The organism is Acinetobacter sp. YH01019 (genome assembly GCF_013420285.1).
GTDB lineage: Bacteria > Pseudomonadota > Gammaproteobacteria > Pseudomonadales > Moraxellaceae > Acinetobacter > Acinetobacter gandensis.
Genome location: NZ_VOYM01000021.1, coordinates 26,243 through 44,131, shown reverse-complemented (window position 1 = coordinate 44,131; position 17,889 = coordinate 26,243). Strand labels below are relative to the sequence as shown.

At 39.7% G+C, this 17,889-nt stretch carries 19 protein-coding genes; 8 read left to right on the top strand and 11 right to left on the bottom strand.

Going from position 1 to position 17,889, the window contains the following annotated elements; translation table 11 throughout:
- Positions 1–155 precede the first annotated feature (155 nt).
- Positions 156–1,277 carry a PilT/PilU family type 4a pilus ATPase gene (locus FTT84_RS07365; RefSeq protein WP_067766228.1) on the top strand — a complete coding sequence of 374 codons (1,122 nt, stop codon included), beginning with the start codon at positions 156–158 and terminating at the stop codon, positions 1,275–1,277.
- 84 nt (positions 1,278–1,361) lie between these two features.
- Here the strand turns inward: FTT84_RS07365 and fur are convergent, their stop codons facing one another.
- A complete protein-coding gene (gene fur, locus FTT84_RS07360; protein WP_067766225.1) occupies positions 1,362–1,799 on the bottom strand; it encodes a ferric iron uptake transcriptional regulator in 438 nt (145 codons plus the stop codon).
- A gap of 112 nt (positions 1,800–1,911) precedes the next feature.
- Here fur and FTT84_RS07355 point away from each other — a divergent pair, with 112 nt between their 5' ends.
- Entirely contained in the window at positions 1,912–2,310 is a 399-nt protein-coding gene (locus tag FTT84_RS07355; RefSeq protein ID WP_067766222.1) for an outer membrane protein assembly factor BamE, read from the top strand.
- A gap of 43 nt (positions 2,311–2,353) precedes the next feature.
- Here FTT84_RS07355 and FTT84_RS07350 read toward each other — a convergent pair whose 3' ends face one another.
- The 9 genes from FTT84_RS07350 to FTT84_RS07310 all read right to left on the bottom strand — a co-directional run bounded on the left by FTT84_RS07350 (position 2,354) and on the right by FTT84_RS07310 (position 11,956).
- The gene (locus tag FTT84_RS07350) at positions 2,354–2,680 is read right to left on the bottom strand and encodes an RnfH family protein (RefSeq protein ID WP_180080666.1); all 327 of its coding nucleotides are present in this window, start codon (positions 2,678–2,680) and stop codon (positions 2,354–2,356) included.
- Positions 2,680–3,762: a hypothetical protein gene (locus FTT84_RS07345; RefSeq protein ID WP_180080664.1), complete on the bottom strand. Its 1,083-nt coding sequence runs from the start codon at positions 3,760–3,762 to the stop codon at positions 2,680–2,682. The genes FTT84_RS07350 and FTT84_RS07345 overlap by 1 nt, the downstream gene beginning before the upstream one ends.
- 140 nt (positions 3,763–3,902) lie before the next feature.
- Positions 3,903–4,358, bottom strand: coding sequence for a bacteriohemerythrin (locus FTT84_RS07340; RefSeq protein WP_180058818.1), 456 nt, complete (start codon positions 4,356–4,358; stop codon positions 3,903–3,905).
- Between the two features lie 274 nt (positions 4,359–4,632).
- Positions 4,633–5,481: a class II glutamine amidotransferase gene (locus FTT84_RS07335; RefSeq protein ID WP_180080662.1), complete on the bottom strand. Its 849-nt coding sequence runs from the start codon at positions 5,479–5,481 to the stop codon at positions 4,633–4,635.
- A gap of 215 nt (positions 5,482–5,696) precedes the next feature.
- Positions 5,697–6,605, bottom strand: a complete 909-nt coding sequence (argB, locus tag FTT84_RS07330; RefSeq protein WP_067766202.1) for an acetylglutamate kinase — start codon at positions 6,603–6,605, stop codon at positions 5,697–5,699.
- 10 nt (positions 6,606–6,615) lie between these two features.
- Complete coding sequence (locus FTT84_RS07325) at positions 6,616–8,037, bottom strand: phosphomannomutase/phosphoglucomutase (RefSeq protein ID WP_180080660.1); 1,422 nt, start codon at positions 8,035–8,037, stop codon at positions 6,616–6,618.
- A 594-nt stretch (positions 8,038–8,631) separates the two neighbouring features.
- Entirely contained in the window at positions 8,632–9,084 is a 453-nt protein-coding gene (gene dut, locus FTT84_RS07320) for a dUTP diphosphatase (protein WP_067766198.1), read from the bottom strand.
- A gap of 63 nt (positions 9,085–9,147) precedes the next feature.
- Complete coding sequence (locus tag FTT84_RS07315) at positions 9,148–11,187, bottom strand: UvrD-helicase domain-containing protein (protein ID WP_067766191.1); 2,040 nt, start codon at positions 11,185–11,187, stop codon at positions 9,148–9,150.
- A gap of 136 nt (positions 11,188–11,323) precedes the next feature.
- Positions 11,324–11,956, bottom strand: coding sequence for an OmpA family protein (locus FTT84_RS07310; RefSeq protein WP_067766185.1), 633 nt, complete (start codon positions 11,954–11,956; stop codon positions 11,324–11,326).
- Between the two features lie 248 nt (positions 11,957–12,204).
- Between FTT84_RS07310 and FTT84_RS07305 the strand changes: the two genes are divergently transcribed.
- The 6 genes from FTT84_RS07305 (at position 12,205) to FTT84_RS07280 (ending at position 16,843) form a co-directional block, all read left to right on the top strand.
- Positions 12,205–13,128 carry an acyltransferase gene (locus tag FTT84_RS07305; protein ID WP_180080658.1) on the top strand — a complete coding sequence of 308 codons (924 nt, stop codon included), beginning with the start codon at positions 12,205–12,207 and terminating at the stop codon, positions 13,126–13,128.
- A 17-nt stretch (positions 13,129–13,145) separates the two neighbouring features.
- Positions 13,146–14,210 carry a preprotein translocase subunit SecA gene (locus tag FTT84_RS07300; RefSeq protein WP_180058740.1) on the top strand — a complete coding sequence of 355 codons (1,065 nt, stop codon included), beginning with the start codon at positions 13,146–13,148 and terminating at the stop codon, positions 14,208–14,210.
- A 125-nt stretch (positions 14,211–14,335) separates the two neighbouring features.
- Positions 14,336–15,055 (top strand): septum site-determining protein MinC, encoded by a 720-nt coding sequence (gene minC / locus FTT84_RS07295; protein ID WP_180080656.1) that lies wholly within the window; start codon positions 14,336–14,338, stop codon positions 15,053–15,055.
- 65 nt (positions 15,056–15,120) lie between these two features.
- Positions 15,121–15,933: a septum site-determining protein MinD gene (minD, locus tag FTT84_RS07290; RefSeq protein WP_067766170.1), complete on the top strand. Its 813-nt coding sequence runs from the start codon at positions 15,121–15,123 to the stop codon at positions 15,931–15,933.
- Between the two features lie 2 nt (positions 15,934–15,935).
- The gene (gene minE / locus FTT84_RS07285; RefSeq protein ID WP_067766168.1) at positions 15,936–16,208 is read left to right on the top strand and encodes a cell division topological specificity factor MinE; all 273 of its coding nucleotides are present in this window, start codon (positions 15,936–15,938) and stop codon (positions 16,206–16,208) included.
- 347 nt (positions 16,209–16,555) lie between these two features.
- Positions 16,556–16,843: a PA4642 family protein gene (locus FTT84_RS07280; protein ID WP_067766167.1), complete on the top strand. Its 288-nt coding sequence runs from the start codon at positions 16,556–16,558 to the stop codon at positions 16,841–16,843.
- 85 nt (positions 16,844–16,928) lie between these two features.
- Here the strand turns inward: FTT84_RS07280 and FTT84_RS07275 are convergent, their stop codons facing one another.
- Complete coding sequence (locus tag FTT84_RS07275; protein WP_180058742.1) at positions 16,929–17,831, bottom strand: AEC family transporter; 903 nt, start codon at positions 17,829–17,831, stop codon at positions 16,929–16,931.
- Positions 17,832–17,889: the final 58 nt, after the last annotated feature.

Genomic DNA, 17,889 nt, shown 5'->3' with positions numbered 1-17,889 from the left:
TTTAACAATAATATTTTAAGTAATGAACAACAAAGATATTTAATACGACATTCCATGTCGTATGGCTTACGCCAGTCGCTTATATCCTCGTGCTGAACCACGAGGTTTTACGCTCCAAGTGATAAAATTTTATTTTTTAATTTGGGGCTCACGTTATGGATTTTAACGGCTTACTTGACTATATGGTCGAAAAGAAAGCATCGGATTTATTCATTACAGCCGATGTAGAACCGTCCATTAAAATTAATGGTCAAATTCTGCCTATTGGCTCAACCAAACTTCCGGGGCCAATGGTTGGTCAAATTTTAAATTCCATTATGTCGGAAAAACAGCGTAAGGAATTTGCAGATACTCGCGAATGTAACTTTGCGATTAGTAATAACAGCAAATCCGCGCGTTTTCGTGTCAGTGCATTTCAACAACGCGACCAGCCCGGTATGGTGCTTCGTCGTATTGAAACCGTTATTCCAACCATGGACGAGCTGAAATTACCGCCGATTCTCAAAGAATTAGCGATGACTAAGCGTGGCATTATTATCTTTGTAGGTGCAACGGGTACTGGTAAATCAACGTCATTGGCGTCATTAATTGGTTATCGTAATGAAAATACCAAAGGTCATATCATTACCATTGAGGATCCGATTGAATTTGTACACCAACATCGTGGTTGTATCATTACCCAACGTGAAGTGGGTATTGATACCGACTCATTTGAAGTTGCACTAAAAAATACCCTGCGTCAGGCACCTGACGTGATCTTGATTGGTGAGATTCGTTCACGCGAAACCATGGACTATGCCATTGCTTTCGCAGAAACTGGTCACTTGGTTTTTGCGACCCTGCATGCCAACAACGCCAACCAAGCCATTGACCGTATTATCCACTTCTTTGAAGCAGATCGTCACAGTCAGTTGTTTATGGACTTGTCTTTAAACTTAAAGGCGATGGTTGCGCAACAGCTTATTCCAACGATTGATGGTAACTCACGTCGTGCAGCCATTGAAATTTTGATTAACTCGCCATTAATTTCAGACCTTATCCGTAAAGGTGAAGTACATGAAATTAAAGACCTGATGAAACGCTCGCGTGAATTGGGCATGCAAACCTTTGACCAAGCTTTGTATGATTTATATAAAGCTAAACAGATCAGTTATAAAGATGCGCTGAAACATGCCGACTCACCTAACGATCTACGTTTACAAATCAAATTATCGGAAGAAGGTGGCGAACATTTACTTCGTGCCAATTCGAATATTACCTTTGATGGTCAACATTAAGTTTGAGCTATATTCAGAATATAAAAAAACAGACTTCAAAATGAAGTCTGTTTTTTTATTCATTCTAAACTAACAAATGTTAGTTTATTTTTTACGATATGCTTCCTGACAAGCAGGCGCATCGCAATAACCATATAGGTTTAAAGAGTGACCTGTAAGTTCAAAGCCGAACTTTTTAGCCACTTCATGTTGTTCATGTTCAATCACGTCATTGGTGAATTCAACCACTTTATTACAGTTTTGGCACACAATATGATCGTGATGATCTTCTTGCATAATTTCAAAAACTGAATGGTTATTCTCAAAATGATGGCGCTGGATGATACCTGCAGCTTCGAACTGTGTTAACACGCGATACACAGTTGCTAAACCCACATCTTCACCCTGTTCGAGTAAAGTTTTATAAATATCTTCCGCACTTAAGTGATGTTGTCTTGAATTTTCAAGCAATTCCAAAATTTTAATTCGTGGAAGTGTTACTTTAAGTCCAGCTTTGCGTAAATCTTGGTTTGAAATAGGCATGAAAAAAGGTCTCTCAACAAAATTAAAGTTGGAATATGCAACAAAGTTTAGATGCAGTATGATCTATCCTTGGATCAAATGCATCATAATTAATTTGGGATAGTTTAGCAAAATGCAAAAAATCATGCTGACGTTATTCGTCACTTCATTGCTCGTAGGCTGTTCGACCTTGGGCGTTTATAAAGTTGATATTCCACAAGGTACACCATTAACACAAGCACAAGCATCTAAAATTCAGGTGGGAATGAGCCACCAACAAGTCCGCTTTTTGCTAGGTAGTCCAACCATTGCCGATCCCATGAATCCGCTACGTTGGGACTACATTTATAAGTATACCCCAGGAACATATGCTAAAAAAGCCAAGATTCCTGCCGCACACGGTCAACACCTAAAAATCTTCTTCGATCAAAATGGTATTGTGCAACAAGTTGAAGGACTGGAAACGATTCCTGAATCTCAACCAGGCTTACCAGGTTCTAAAGAAGCAATTTTAAATGCGCCACCACTATAGTCGCTTTAAGATAAAAATAAACCCCTTAAATAAGGGGTTTTTTTTATGAGTACAATTGTTTAAAGCGATTACCTCGACAATAACGCCCCACCGGATTTTTCTTCGCTCGATTACGACGAATATCCTTTGGATTAATGGTTAATGCACGATAGATTTCAACACGATCACCGGCTTCTAATACCTGATTTAAGTCCTTTAAACGCGTGCCAAAAATACCAACGGGTAACTCATCGGGCAATTCAACTTGCTGACGAATACCACTTTGTTCAATTGCCTGTAGTGCTGTCATACCAGGGGTAAATGCCAGCGGGATCAAATACTGCTGAGCCTCACCCGCATAAGCAATCCAAACTTGTTCGATGATAGTCATTAGATTAACTGTCCAAGTACAGAAACCAATGCAAGTACAATCGACAATGGCAATACGATTCGTACCGCTATCCGCCAAATATTATAAAAAACTTCACTGCTAAAATTCATAGATTTACGCAAATGGCTTATTTTCATAATCCAGCCTGCAAAGATCGCGTAGATCAAGCAAATGATCAAGCCCCAAACCAATAGCGCTATATTTAATACTGGCACAACTGCATTTAATGTCCACACCAATACAGCAATCGCTAAAACAGCCCATTGCACAATCACTGCTAATTGACGCTGTTGTAATTGTTCACGTGCCATTTGCACCAGTAATGCAGCAGCCGCTACTAGCCCGACAACCAAAGCCAATGCAGGAACTTGCGCTTTTGCAGCAAAATATGCAAATGCAATCACAGCCAACAGTTGCGCAATCCAAATTGGAAATACGGTTTTAGTTGCAATATCTTGTTGTTTTACTGCGGGCAAACTTGACTGCCAATACAATCCTAAACCTAAACCACTAGCAACCAATGCCAATACTGTTGCATTGCCCCATTCGCTAAATTCAAGTGCAGTCATCTTCCATTCTGGCAACGCTGTTCCCATAACATTCGCTACAATTAAAGATGCGATTACTGCAAGCGCGGTAACAATCACCAAGAACTGGCGTGGAATAAAAGAAAAAGCAAATGCAATTACAGCCAATACCGCCAAAATCAAACTATGCGATCCATTATTTAGCGCATGTACACCGACATATTGTGCAGCAGCAGACAACATTCCACCTGCTAAAAATGGAATGAATACGACAGCTAACCAGCCGACTAAACGCCATTTCGGTGAAGCATCAGCATCACGTGTTAGACTTGAAAGCGCTTGAACAGCAGTGGTCTTTGAACGTTTCGCAAGTGCAATTTCTAAATAGCATACAGGCAAAGCCAAAATAAGCATTGTACCGAGCCATAACAGCCAAAAATCTAACTGACGTTCAATCTGAATACCTGTTACTGGTGCAAGCGTTGCAATAATAATAAAAGATAAACAGAATGCCATTAGAGGCGATAACCACTTTGACATCGCATTGTCCTGCATGACAGATTCCTTTAAAAATTCTTGTGCTATTTTGCCTTGCCGAGCTATGAAAATCAAAAACAAAAAGCAAACCACCGTTAAGATGATTTGCTGCGCAAATTTTTTATTAGATTTTAATTTTTTTTATCTCGATTTCACCCTTAAGAAAAGAAACGAGCGAACCAATTTTTACCTTTTTTCTTCTCTTTTTCTTTGATGATACCCATCATATTTTCTTTCACTGCACCTACGTAGTCTGCATCATCGTGTTGAATATGATTAATCAACCATTTAGAAAGCACTTCATGTAGTTCGCCTTCAATCGCTTGACCCATTTCAAAACGATCACGGTAAGATTCAATCTTTTTAATAAATAAATCATGTACACGCTTATGTGGTACACGGTATTTATAACCCGCTTCTTCTTGTAAAGACTCTTCAAAAGTAAAGTGCGACTGTGTGTAATCAATAATGTTTTCCAAAATTTGTTTTACACGGTCACGATCAGTATTAGCGTCAATACCATCGATTTCATTGATGTAATCAAGAATACGTTTGTGCTGATCGTCAATCACATCGATGCCAGTATTATATTCTGGAACCCATTTCATTTTCATTACGACCACCTGCAAATATAAAAGACTTATCACGTAAAATTCATCATATAGATAAAGCACTTAAATAAAAATGAAGTGAAAAGGTTGGTTTTATCGCTTTAACTGCTAATTTAAATGTAATTGTTTGTTTTTATTATGTAAATTTAATTTATCCCGACCATAAAGATCAGATATTTTTTAATCAATTCAATATGTTATAAATATATATTCAATTTTTCTTAATTAAACAGTATTCAACTCTGCATGAATACTGTTCATGTCAAATTAACTGTATTTAATATTGATCTGCGCGTGTGACACGTTTCAACGATGGATCAAGGCGTTCACGTTCTAAACGTTCGATATATGTGAGCGCAGAGCGGATTGGTCGGCCATGCTGAAATAAAATCATTTCGCCAGGTTGATAGGGCTGCCAAACTTCATTTTGAGTTAATGGCTCAGTCGTAATCACAGCTACACGGTCATCCGCTGTCGTAACTTCACTAAAATCCACTTCTACATCTAAATCAATAAGCTGTGCGGGCTGAAATGGATATTCACGCACGAGCCAATGTAATTTGGTGATGGCATAACTAAATAAGGCTTGCCCATTAGATAGACAAAAATTAAAAGTACCATGCTCAGCAATTTGCGGAGAGATCTCTAATAGTAAATCGAAGATTTGATCCAATGTAGGTTCGGTATAGCCGAAACGTTTCACCAGTTGTTCAAGCAAATAACAAAACGCCAGCTCGCTGTCCGTATTACCGACAGGGGTAAAACGACCAGTCAGCTCAGGCTGAAAGCCATGCAAGTCACCATTATGCGCGAATATCCACTGTCTACCCCATAGTTCACGACTAAAAGGGTGTGAGTTTTCGAGGTTGATTTTACCTTGCGTGGCTTTACGAATGTGGGCAATCACATTACGTGATTTGATTGGGTAATTACGAATAAGTTCCGCAATCGGTGATTCTACAGCAGATTGATTGTCGACAAATAAACGACAAGCTTTATCTTCAAAAAAAGCAATACCAAAGCCGTCACAATGATCTGATGTGACCCCTGCTCGCTGCGAAAAGCCCCGAAATGAAAAAGTAATATCGGTGGGTGTCGCACAATTCATTCCGAGCAGCTGGCACATGTTCTATCATCAAGCTAGTAAATCTATGATTTCACTATTGTGCATGACCTTTTTAGCACTTGTAAATCGTTAAAATCATTGCTGATGCTATTTTTGTGCCTTTGTCGTCAGATTACATACTTCATCATTGCATTTGAGTCCAACAGCTATTTGATAAATAATAAAAAAGCCTCAAATGAGGCTTTTTTATTATTTATCAAAACATGCTAAGCATCTTAAGCTTTTTTCACATTCGCACGGTTGGTAATCAGCGTCCCTACACCATGATCAGTAAAAATTTCAAGCAATGTCGCATGTGGAACTCGACCATCGACAATATGCGCACTGATCACGCCACCTTTTACTGCATCTAGCGCACATCCGACTTTAGGAATCATGCCGCCATAAATCACGCCAGTTTCAATCAGACGGTCAACTTCTTGCGTGGTTAAACCAGTTAATAAGTTTTTATTTTCGTCCAATACGCCTGTGATATTGGTCAATAAAATCAACTTTTCCGCGCCAAGCGCTTCAGCCACTTTACCAGCAACAAGGTCAGCATTGATGTTGTATGTATTGCCTTCTTCATCTACACCAAGTGGCGCAATCACAGGAATGAAATCACTTTGTGTGAACATTTCAAGCACATCAGTTTTCACACCAACCACTTCGCCTACTAAGCCAAGGTCGATTTGTTGCACAGAACCATCTTCGGTAGTTTTTTCCATCAATAATTTTTGTGCACGAATCAGGTTGCCGTCTTTACCGGTTAAGCCAATCGCACGACCACCGTGTTTGTTAATCAAATTCACGATCGATTTATTCACGCTGCCGCCCAACACCATCTCTACAACTTCCATCGTTGCAGGATCTGTTACACGCATACCATCAATACGGTCAGACTCACGACCCAGCTGTTTCAGGAATGAATCAACCTGTGGGCCACCGCCATGCACGACAATTGGGTTTAGACCGACTGTTTTTAACAACACGATATCACGTGCAAATGAGCTCTCAAGCTCAGGATCAGTCATGGCATTACCACCGTACTTCACCACCAGCGTTTTACCCGAAAAACGTTGAATATACGGTAAAGCTTCCGTCAGGATTTGTGCCTTGTCGATGCCGGTATGTTGATGTGGCATTTGCCTCTCCTTATTGAGCATCTAATATGTCTTGAGCAATCACTGGATATTGCTCTTTTAACATGGAAACAAACAGTTCTCGTATTTCCTGTAAACGCTCTGGATGATCGGCATCAAAGCGCACTGTGAAATACTCCCCTGTATTCGATGCTCGAATGATGCCAAATCCATCATCAAAATCAAGACGTATCCCATCGATTTTACTCATTTGTGCAGAAATCGCCTGAGATTTTTCCTCAACATGTTTGAGTAGCTGTAAGGGATCATGGTGATGAGTGCTGATATAAAGATCTTCTGTACCAGCGCGTTCAGGGTAAAGTGCTAAGGCTTGGGAAAGTGTTAATCCTTTATCCTGTATAAACTCAATCACTCGTAATGCCGCATAAAGACCATCATCGTAGCCTGCGCCACGTCCATCGTTAAATACATAGTGGCCAGCATATTCGCCACCAAAAACAGCTTTGGCTTGCGATTGGGAAATGTACTTTCGTAAAAAGCTACTTCCTGTTCGAATCATAGTGGGTTGTCCACCCATGCTTAAAACTGTGTCACGAATCATGGTCGAGCATTTCACATCATAAACCACTTCAGATGTAGGCTTAGCCTCCAAACAAATCTGCGCAAATAAACATAACAAACGATCTGCCGAAATGATTTGGCCTAATTCATCCACCAATACTAAGCGGTCACCATCACCATCAAGTGCGATACCAATGTCAGCCTGTTGACTAAGCACCATCTCACGCATTTTTTCTAAATGTTTAACTTGGGATGGATCTGGGGCATGATCTGGAAAATGGCCATCAGCATGACAACGCAAAGCGGTCACCTGCCCGCCCAGTTTATTCAAAAGTAATGCAGCACAATGCCCAGCAGAACCGTGCATGCCATCGATTACCACATTAAAGGGTTGTCGGATATGAATATCATTTAAAATATATTGTTGATATTGCGAACAAAACTCTGGGCGAATCTCATGTTGAGGCAACGCCTGCATTAACGGATTTTTTTGTGGTATGAAAATGTGTTTTGCTTCTTCAGCAACCTGCTGAATCATTGCAGGACAAGGCGGTTCCCCTTGAATAATCCATTTAATACCATTATCTGACTTTGGATTATGGCTTGCAGTCACCATAATGCCATTGCCTCCAAATTGACGTGCAATGTAATACAGCATTGGACTTGAGCAGCAGCCAATGATTTCGGCATCAATATGATGATGTAAGCAAACATCTTGAATAATTTGAGCATAATAAGGACTGGTCAATCGTGCGTCATAACCAATTGCAATACGGTATTGATTGGCTTTTTTATATTGCTTCACTAATCCATGTGCAATTGAATGGACAATATCTGCATTCAGCAGCGATACTTTTCCCCGAATATCGTATGCACGGAAAATATGTGTAGGAAAATTGAACAGTGAACCCATAGTACGTTCTTCTAATCATGCTTAATTTATTGCTACGTTCAATTCTGTGTTGAATTTGAACCTTCAATTAAATTATGAAAACCTGAAAAAGGTGTAGCGTTTTTATAACAAATTAATTTAAGAATCAATTAATAAAAATTAAACAAATGATAAAAAACAATTTATATTATTGCAAAATGTTTCTTAAGATTAAAATACTTTTATTAAAAATATCCGAAGCTTAGAAGCTGAATATTCTATACAACTTACAAAACTCAGAGATTCTCTAAACAATTTATTTTAGTGATAGATGACAGTATTTTATATTTCAATCTGTACAAAAATAGTTAAGCTTGTTTCAGAACGACATCAATTGCATTCAAATAATTGATTTTTGCCGTAATAATCGTTAACCAATACGCATAATCAACCAAATAAAAAACAGATCAAGAGCAAATTGAGATCAACAAAGCTCTACAATTCATTTTCTCTGATAAATTCGATGTATCAATTAACTAAAAAAGGGCAATTTTAATTGCCCTTTTTTAGATCAATTTATGCATATGAAAAATGATGACAATAATTGATTTTTCTTAGACTGTTAAATGCAACTACTTAGTTTTTACCCGTGTGTCCAAAACCACCTGCACCACGCTCAGTCGCTTCAAACTCATCCACAATGTCAAACTGTGCTTGAACTACAGGAACCAAGACATATTGAGCAAGACGCTCACCTGGCTCTAAACTGAATGCAGTTTGGCTACGGTTCCAAACCGATACCATAAGCTCGCCTTGGTAGTCCGAATCAATTAGACCAACAAGATTACCCAATACGATACCGTGTTTATGACCAAGACCCGAACGCGGCAAAATTAAACCTGCAAAATTACTATCTTCGATGTAAATCGATAAACCTGTTTTAACTAGAACAGTTTGGCCTGGTTCAATGACTGTTGTTGCTTCTACACATGCACGTAGATCTAGGCCAGCTGAACCTGTTGTTGCATAAGTCGGCATAGGCCATTCTGTACCTAAACGTGTGTCGAGAACTTTAACTTGAACTTTCATGGTTCATTCCTGTTTCAATAAAACGAATTTCAAAAATAAATAATATTTTCTACGCTTTAAGCTTTAACGCTTAATCAGCGCACGTAAATTTTCTAAATAATGCTGTGCTTGCTGTTTAGGATCGATATCACCGGCCAGTTTTTTCTTGCGACCTAACCATTCCAATTCATCCTGTGGAAGCTCGTCCAAGAAACGGCTTGGTGTCATCTGACGCATTTGACCACCCGCTTTACGCTGCTCAGCCAATGTCATGGTTAAGCCTTGACGTGCACGGGTAATACCTACATACATCAAACGACGTTCTTCCTCGACAGTATCCGCAGCGATTGAGTTTTTATGCGGTAGAATTTCTTCTTCCAGGCCAATCAAGTAGACAAAAGGAAATTCCAAACCTTTCGATGCATGCAAGGTCAACAAATTGACTTTATCGGTATCTTCTTCTTCTTGTTGCTGTTCTAACATATCGAGCAGCACCATTTTACGAATCACACTTTCTATGTTCTTTTCATCGACATCTTCAGCTCGGTTAATCAAACTTTGAATGCTGCTATAAAGTACTTCAATATTATCCAGTTTGGTTTTTTCCTGCGCTGGCGTTGCTGCCGACTCTTTCACATAGTCGATATAACCCGCTTCAATCATCATGCGACGAATAATCGGTACTGGCTCATCATCTTCTAACAATTCACGGGTAAAGGTTGAAATAAAGTCCGCAAATTCAGCCAATTGTGTTGTAGCTTTTTTCGGAATCGCCATACTCAAGCGCTGATCACCTGCCGCACTGAGTAAAGATAAATTACTCTCTTGTGCAAACAGTCCGAGCTTTTCTAAAGTCACAGGGCCAATGGCACGTTTTGGCGTATTGATAATTCGTAAGAATGCACTGTCATCTTCAGGATTGATGATCAAACGCAAGTAGCTCATCAAATCCTTAATTTCGGCACGAGCAAAGAATGACTGACCGCCCGATAATTTATACGGGATCTGCATTTGGCGAAGCTGCGTTTCAAGCGCACGCGCTTGGAAGTTTCCGCGATACAAAATGGCGTAATCTTTCCAGTTTTTACCATTCATCAATTTATGTGTGATCAAGTCTTTAACAACACGTTCTGATTCATCGTCATCATTACGACAAGTAATCACACGAATTACTTCACCATGACCTTTATCCGACCATAATTTTTTATCAAAAATATGTGGATTATTGCCAATCACGGTATTTGCTGCTTTCAAAATACGACTGGTCGAACGATAGTTCTGCTCTAACTTAATCACTTTTAAGTTACGAAAATCTTCGTTCAATAACGCCATATTTTCGGGCTTCGCACCACGCCATGCATAAATAGATTGGTCGTCATCACCTACTGCAGTGAATTGCCCCATCACGCCCACGAGTAATTTCACCAAAATATATTGCGCGGTGTTGGTATCTTGATATTCGTCCACCAATAAATAGCGGATACGATTTTGCCAACGATCACGTACTTCTGCATTTTCCTGCAACAATCGCGTCGGCATCACAATCAAATCATCAAAATCGACAGCATTGTATGCACGTAAATTTCGCTCATATAGTTGATACAGATGCGCAAATTGAACATCTTCAGCCGTTTCACAGGTGGTATGTGCTTGCTCAGGTGGAATCAGATCATTTTTCCAATCTGAAATCATTTTCATGGCCTTGGCAATGAGCTCTTTACTTTCCGCACCCGACAAATTATCGCGGTGCATTAAATCCATCAAAATACGTTTGCAATCATCTGCATCTAAAATAGAAAAATTATTTTTCAGTGGCGTATTTTTTAATTCCAAGCGCAGCATGTTCAGCCCGAAATTATGGAATGTAGAAACCGACAGCCCTTTCGCCTCTTCACGGCTCATTAGCTTGGTCACACGTTCCTTCATTTCACGTGCGGCCTTGTTGGTAAAGGTCATCGCGGTAATACGGTGCGCAGGAATCCCACAATGCTTCACCAAATAAGCAATTTTACGGGTAATCACCGATGTTTTGCCTGAACCTGCCCCTGCAAGTACTAACAAGGGTCCTTGAGTGTATTTCATTGCTTCAAGTTGCTTGTCGTTCAACTGACTTGCCAGTGACATAGTCTTTCCTCTTTTTAATCCGAGGATGATTATAGTCATCTGAACTCATCTTGCCTAATGCAAAATGTGTTTTATCGGTCATTAAAATTGGCATAAAAAAAGCCACCCGAAGGTGGCCTTTATCTACGCAACTAAATTATTTAGTTTCGTAAACTGAAATTTCTACGCGACGGTTTTGTTCACGACCTGCAGCAGTTGAGTTATCCGCTACTGGAGAAGTTGAACCGTAACCACGTGCAGTAATACGAGTTGAAGAAATACCTTGAGACGCTAGGTAGTTTTTCACTGAGTTAGCACGGTTTTGAGACAATGGGTTGTTGATCGCATCAGTACCAGTGTTATCTGTGTGACCGTGTACAACGATTGCAAGTTTGTTCGCAGTACCATCTTCACGTAATACTTTAGCAACGTCATTCAATGCAGATTGGAACTGAGATTGAATTGTTGAAGAGTTAGTCGCGAATGTTACTGATGGCATAACTAGGTTGATTGAGCCATCTGGATTACGGCCTACATCTACGCCAGTACCAGCAAGTTCTTGTTTAAGACGTTTTTCTTTCTTATCAAGAAGAAGACCAGCACCACCACCGACAACAGCACCGATTGCAGCTGCTTGACCCATTTTGTCTTTGTCAGCATTCGAGTAAGCAATACCCGCGCCTAAAAGAGCACCAAGACCAGTACCGATCGCTGCTTTGTCATATTCCATGTTTTGGCAACCAGTAAGTGCCAACGCCCCAACTACTGCCGAAATTACTAGTGCACGCATTGCATGCCTCCTTCTTTGTGTTTTGTTGTATGGTTGAAATGATGAAGTAAAAAAAATGGTCCGACCATTGATTTTTTGTTAATAATAAAGCGTTTATTTACAATTTGTAATATGAACTCGAGAAATAATTGTTAAATCCATCACAATTTCTTCACAGTTGAGCAGATGCTCTTTTTTATTTAATCAACTCGAACTATATTTGTCTGAATCAATCATAATTAGGACGATTTCCGTCAGGACTTTTTTATATGTCATCTCAAAGCAATAAGCAACCGACACTAAAAAAAATTAGCAAAGGATTGACTGTCGGATCTGTCATGACAGGAAGCACATTTTTTCATGGGCCTCCTGTCCTTGCCCTAGGTTTAACCAAACTTTTTAAAAAATCTCGTAAAGTCGATGAAACCAATATCAAAATTACCAACAGCTGGTTAACAGTTAATAACTGGTTGATTGACAATGTTTTACCTAACACCCAATGGGATATCACGATTGATGAAGATTTAGATCTTAATATGCAAGGTCGCTATTTAATGACCTGTAATCATCAAAGCTGGGTGGATACGACGGTCAACCAATATTTTGGTTTAACCCGTATGCCATTGACCCGTTTCTTTACCAAATGGGAACTTATTTTTATTCCCTTTGTTGGACAAGCCTTCAAAATTTTAGGCTTCCCGATGATGAAACGTCACAGCAAAGAACAGATTGCAAAAAATCCAGAGCTTAAATACCGTGATATGGAGGAAGCACGAAAATCTTGTGAACAACTGCTCAGTCAGCCATTTACCCTTTTAAACTATTTAGAAGGTACGCGTTTTACGCCGGAAAAGCATGCTCAGCAACAATCTCCTTACAAAAATCTGCTTAAACCCAAAGCAGGTGGATTGGCACTTGCACTGAATATTTTAGGTGATCAAATTGATGCACTCGTTGATATGACAATCATCTATCCGAATGGTGTCCCAGGTTACGGTGAGTTTTGGCTTGGTGACGTCCCGCGTATTGCCGTTGATTTGCGCAAGATTGAAATCCCTGAGTGGGTACTTGGCGGTAATTATGAAGATGATGCTGAATTCCGTGAAAAATTCCAAAACTGGGTAGATCAACTTTGGACCGAAAAGGATCAGTTAATTGATCGTTTAAAAGCTCAGTATCAAGTGAATAAATAATTAAGAAGAAACTTTATATGACGCAGAACACACAGCAACAAAACAAAAAGTCGAAATACCATCAGGTCAATCCAAATAGCTGGTCGTTTAAGCTGTTCTTGGTCTATGACACTTTTATGGTGTTCATTATTGTTTTTAACTTGTTCTGCCTGTGCATGAACTTTTTCTTAATGAGCAATTTAGGCAGTTGGTTCTTTAATAGCATCCATCTGCCAGATGTGCTTAGTTTTTACCGCGAGCATTTACATCCTTGGGTTATAACCACTGAAGCGTGGTTTATCATCTTCTTGATTGTAGAATTAGTGGTGCGTTGGGCCTATGCCATTATCAACAAACATCATCAACGTTGGTTTTTCTTCCCATTTATTCATTGGTATGAAATTTTAGCCATTATCCCCCACCTACGCTTTTTACGATTATTCCGTGCAGGTGTCATCGCTTATCGTTTGTATGAAATGGGCTACCAAATCATCCCTTCGTCTATTCAAAAGAAAGCCTTATTTTATTATCGCGTGATTATGGAAGAACTCTCTGATCGTGTGGTATTAACGGTACTCGATGGGATTAAGCATGAGCTGAATACCAGTACCACACATAAAGATTTGATTAGCAATGTGGTACAGCACCATCGTGATTTGTTTACACAAGTTTTGGCCGAAATTTTACAAGAAAATTTAACCAAAGAATTACGTGCCGAGCGAGACCTAATTGCGAAAAATGTGGGACAAATTGTCAGTCAAGCAATTGAAGATACTCCAGAACTGACTCAGTTACTTCGACTCATTCCGATTGTGGGTAGTCGTATTGAACAGCAAATTCAAAGTATTGGTCAGCGTTTGGGAGAAAACATTACTGAAGGTTTGATTTCACCATTGGCTTATCCAAATCAATCGACGCAAAGTAAACCTAACTTTTATTTAGATATTTCGAATCGAATCACTCGTATTGAAATTGAAAATAATGAAAAATTAGATGAATTGGTTCGTTCAGCTGTTTTTGAAAGTTTAGAAGCCATTCGCAAACAAGTTAAAGTCAAACAATGGCAGCAAATTATGCAAGAACAAGACCAAGCTACAGAATAAACACTCAGTCAAAAATAATTAGCAACATCCCTAGAGTATTGCTGGAAATTGTTCTAGGATTTGCTCTATTTACAACATAACTACTTCGGCACAATAGCAATAGTTAGAAGTCTCAAGGATTCAATATGGCTGATATACGGATAAAAGGCAAAATGGTCAATGCGATTCGCATTCACCTCGATACCAATGATCATGATGCGATCCGCCAGCAACTCACTCCAATGTTCCAAAAAGCATTTCCACCTGGAACACTCGCTGTTATTGAAAGTACTGTTGATCAAGAGTTGATTGCGCTCATTCAGCTTTTAATTAGCCTAGATATACAGCCTATTGGTGTGACAGAAGGTCCTTTATCGGAACAAGCACGTGCGATTCAGTTCCCTGTTGTTCCAGCAGACCGTCAACTTCAACAAGTGAAGCCAACACGTGAACAAGTGGTTGAAGAACCTGTTACTGCTGCGCCTGTAACTGAAGATCAGCCGGTTGTTACCGCAGCACCTGCAATTCGTCATATCACCTCTTATCACAATGAAATATTGCGTACTGGTCAATGTATCGTTCAAGATCATGGCGATATCATTATCAATGCAGGTATAAACAGCGGCTCTGAAGCAATTGCTTCAGGAAATATACATATTTATGGTAGCGCGCGTGGTAGAGTCATTGCCGGAGCGGGTGGCAACCATGCGGCACGCATTTTCTGTCACTCTTTAGAAGCAGAATTAGTTTCTATTGCAGGGACATATTGCGTGGCAGATGATATTCCACCCCATGTGGTAAAACAGCCAGTTCATATTTATTTGAATGACCAGCAAGAGCTAGTATTTGAAGCTTTGCAATTTTAATGTATAAATAAGCACCAAACCCCTATTAAAAAAAGGGGATTTAAACCATAACAGGAGTGGATTCGGTGGCGAAAATTGTTGTCGTAACATCAGGTAAAGGTGGCGTAGGTAAAACAACTACAAGCGCATCTTTTGCAACAGGTCTTGCCCTACGTGGCCACAAAACTGTTGTGATCGACTTTGATGTGGGTTTACGTAACCTTGACTTAATCATGGGCTGTGAACGCCGCGTTGTATATGACTTTGTGAACGTATTAAATAACGAAGCTCGATTACAACAAGCGCTTATCCGCGATAAAGATATTGAAAATCTCTACATTCTTCCTGCATCACAAACACGTGACAAAGATGCGTTAACTGATGAAGGTGTAGCACGTGTAATGGACGAACTTTCTCAAGAGTTTGATTACATTATCTGTGACTCACCAGCAGGTATTGAGCGTGGTGCAATTTTGGCGATGTACCATGCCGATGAAGCAATCATTGTGACCAACCCTGAAATTTCTTCAGTACGTGACTCTGACCGTATCATTGGAATGTTGGATAGCAAAACCAAAAAAGTAGAAAACAACGAAGGTCGTATCCGTAAACACCTATGTATCACACGTTTTAACCCTGAACGTGCAGATAAGCAAGAAATGTTGACGATTGATGACATTTCAAAAGATATTTTACGCGTACCAACTTTGGGTGTAATTCCTGAATGTAAGAGCGTGCTTCAAGCATCAAACGAAGGTAAACCTGTAATTCTCTTTACTGAAGAGTCAGCGGGTCAAGCCTACGATGACTTAGTGGCTCGCTTCTTAGGTGAAGAGCGCCCTTACCGTCATATTACGGTAAAACCTAAAGGTTGGTTAGCACGTCTATTTGGAGCGTAATCATGGCAGGATTTTGGAGTAAACTTTTTAGCAACGACGAAAAACCGTCTAGTGCACAAACGGCAAAAGATCGTTTAAAAGTCATCGTAGCATCTGAAAATGGTTTAGGTAAACGCCTGAGCCCTGAAAAGATTGACATGATGAAAAAAGAAATCATGCAAGTGGTTAACCGCTATGTTCGTGGTGTAGATGAACAACATATTCAAATGTCTGTTCGTTCAGAAGCGAATATAGAAATGCTTGAAATGAATATCAATTTGCCTGAAGAACGTTAATCTGAATTCTGATTAGTCAAGCATATTGAATCAAGGCAAAATATGAGGCTGGATCAGTAAAGTGCTGCTTTACCCAGCCGTAAGACGAGAAGCTTTGCTTCGAAGTAGCTGAATCATTAGTTTCTACTTTACCCAGCCGCAAGACGAGAAGCTATCCTTCGAGTTGGCTGGATTAGTTTTATTCCTTTGTGAGATCAAAAGCTTTGCTTCGAGTAAACGGGATAACTAAGTATAACTTTTGATCCAACCCTAAAATGAGTCGCTTAACTTAGAGATGGCGAATAAAACCATTTTACTTGCGTACTCATTTTTGCCTTTTTTATGATTAAACCAGCAAGGAGATTGCGATGGCATTATCTCAGCCAGCAACGTTCAATGAAGAATGGTCAGACGAGCGTGTATTTGCCTACTTAACTCAGCTTCCCCCTGAAGGAGTGAATGGCGACTTTCACGTACTCTACCATGCATTCAAACATATGCGTCCGAATGACTATGAACGTCTTTTGACTCAGTTTGTTGCCGATGGCCGTGATGTAAATGCAACCAATCCTGAAGGTCAGCGCATCCATGATGTGATTGCACAGTACCCACGTCAAAGTGCGGGTTTCCTTGAAGTATTGGCAAAATTTGCTTAGCTGCGAATCTTGCAACAAGCCTGCATCATGCAGGCTTTTTTATTAACTCTTTTATTAAATCTAGCACTCTCTACCCTTTTTTCAGTTAATGCACAATCAACATTAAAACTGGGAAAATCAAGCCAAAACCAATAGTCTGCACGCTAATAATCGCAGCCATTAGTTGCGCATCCCCTTGATAGTAGCGCGTTAAAATATAGGACGATGATGCAGTCGGCAAAGCAAAAAATACCACTAAAATTATCCGTTCAAAATCAGTTAAACCCAGACAACTACTTATCACATAAGCCAAACTCGGCATTAAAACTAATCGCCCAATCGTATTTAAACTCAGACGACGTACATCTGCACGCATCTGCTGAAACTGTAATGCCGCTCCCACAGACAATAAACCCAAAGGTAAACTCATTGCCGCCAATATTTTTAGCAGCTCGGTTAAACCATTAAATAAGGTGAGACCTGATAAATTAAATAGAACACCGACTACACAACCTAGAATGAGCGGATTTTTCGCGATAGAAATACAGGTTTGTCCAAGCTGTTTAACGCTGATATTGGAAAAAGACAGGACAGAAATGATATTCACCAAAGGAACAGCCACAGCAATCAACATCGCAAACATTTGCATGCCTTCTGAGCCAAACAGCGCCCCCATTAATGACAAGCCAATATAGGTATTAAAACGAATATGACTTTGTACATAAACACCAAAACGTTGTACTGGGATATGTGTAAATTGCTTAATACCCCAAAGTACTGCACTTGCGATTAATGTACCTAGCACTAAAACAGTGAGCATGCGCGACACAGTTTGCATATCCAGTTGTACCGCAGATACATTTAAAAAAAGCAGCACAGGAAACATAATAAAATAATTCAGTTTCTCAGAATTGGCCCAAAATTCATCTTTAACAAACTGAGTCCTTTTTAGCACATGTCCCATCGCAATTAATGCCACCAAAGGGAATAATGCCACCACAATATTCATGCTTTTTTTGCCTTGAAATAGCGGATCTATTTCATCTTTAACCGTTCATGGTGCACAA

Coding starts and splice junctions, on each gene's coding strand:
- FTT84_RS07365 (WP_067766228.1), top strand. CDS start 156: ATGGATTTTAACGGCTTACTTGACTATATGGTCGAAAAGAAAGCATCG.
- fur (WP_067766225.1), bottom strand. CDS start 1,799: ATGCCTATTTCAAACCAAGATTTACGCAAAGCTGGACTTAAAGTAACA.
- FTT84_RS07355 (WP_067766222.1), top strand. CDS start 1,912: ATGCAAAAAATCATGCTGACGTTATTCGTCACTTCATTGCTCGTAGGC.
- FTT84_RS07350 (WP_180080666.1), bottom strand. CDS start 2,680: ATGACTATCATCGAACAAGTTTGGATTGCTTATGCGGGTGAGGCTCAG.
- FTT84_RS07345 (WP_180080664.1), bottom strand. CDS start 3,762: ATGCAGGACAATGCGATGTCAAAGTGGTTATCGCCTCTAATGGCATTC.
- FTT84_RS07340 (WP_180058818.1), bottom strand. CDS start 4,358: ATGAAAATGAAATGGGTTCCAGAATATAATACTGGCATCGATGTGATT.
- FTT84_RS07335 (WP_180080662.1), bottom strand. CDS start 5,481: ATGTGCCAGCTGCTCGGAATGAATTGTGCGACACCCACCGATATTACT.
- argB (WP_067766202.1), bottom strand. CDS start 6,605: ATGCCACATCAACATACCGGCATCGACAAGGCACAAATCCTGACGGAA.
- FTT84_RS07325 (WP_180080660.1), bottom strand. CDS start 8,037: ATGGGTTCACTGTTCAATTTTCCTACACATATTTTCCGTGCATACGAT.
- dut (WP_067766198.1), bottom strand. CDS start 9,084: ATGAAAGTTCAAGTTAAAGTTCTCGACACACGTTTAGGTACAGAATGG.
- FTT84_RS07315 (WP_067766191.1), bottom strand. CDS start 11,187: ATGTCACTGGCAAGTCAGTTGAACGACAAGCAACTTGAAGCAATGAAA.
- FTT84_RS07310 (WP_067766185.1), bottom strand. CDS start 11,956: ATGCGTGCACTAGTAATTTCGGCAGTAGTTGGGGCGTTGGCACTTACT.
- FTT84_RS07305 (WP_180080658.1), top strand. CDS start 12,205: ATGTCATCTCAAAGCAATAAGCAACCGACACTAAAAAAAATTAGCAAA.
- FTT84_RS07300 (WP_180058740.1), top strand. CDS start 13,146: ATGACGCAGAACACACAGCAACAAAACAAAAAGTCGAAATACCATCAG.
- minC (WP_180080656.1), top strand. CDS start 14,336: ATGGCTGATATACGGATAAAAGGCAAAATGGTCAATGCGATTCGCATT.
- minE (WP_067766168.1), top strand. CDS start 15,936: ATGGCAGGATTTTGGAGTAAACTTTTTAGCAACGACGAAAAACCGTCT.
- FTT84_RS07280 (WP_067766167.1), top strand. CDS start 16,556: ATGGCATTATCTCAGCCAGCAACGTTCAATGAAGAATGGTCAGACGAG.
- FTT84_RS07275 (WP_180058742.1), bottom strand. CDS start 17,831: ATGAATATTGTGGTGGCATTATTCCCTTTGGTGGCATTAATTGCGATG.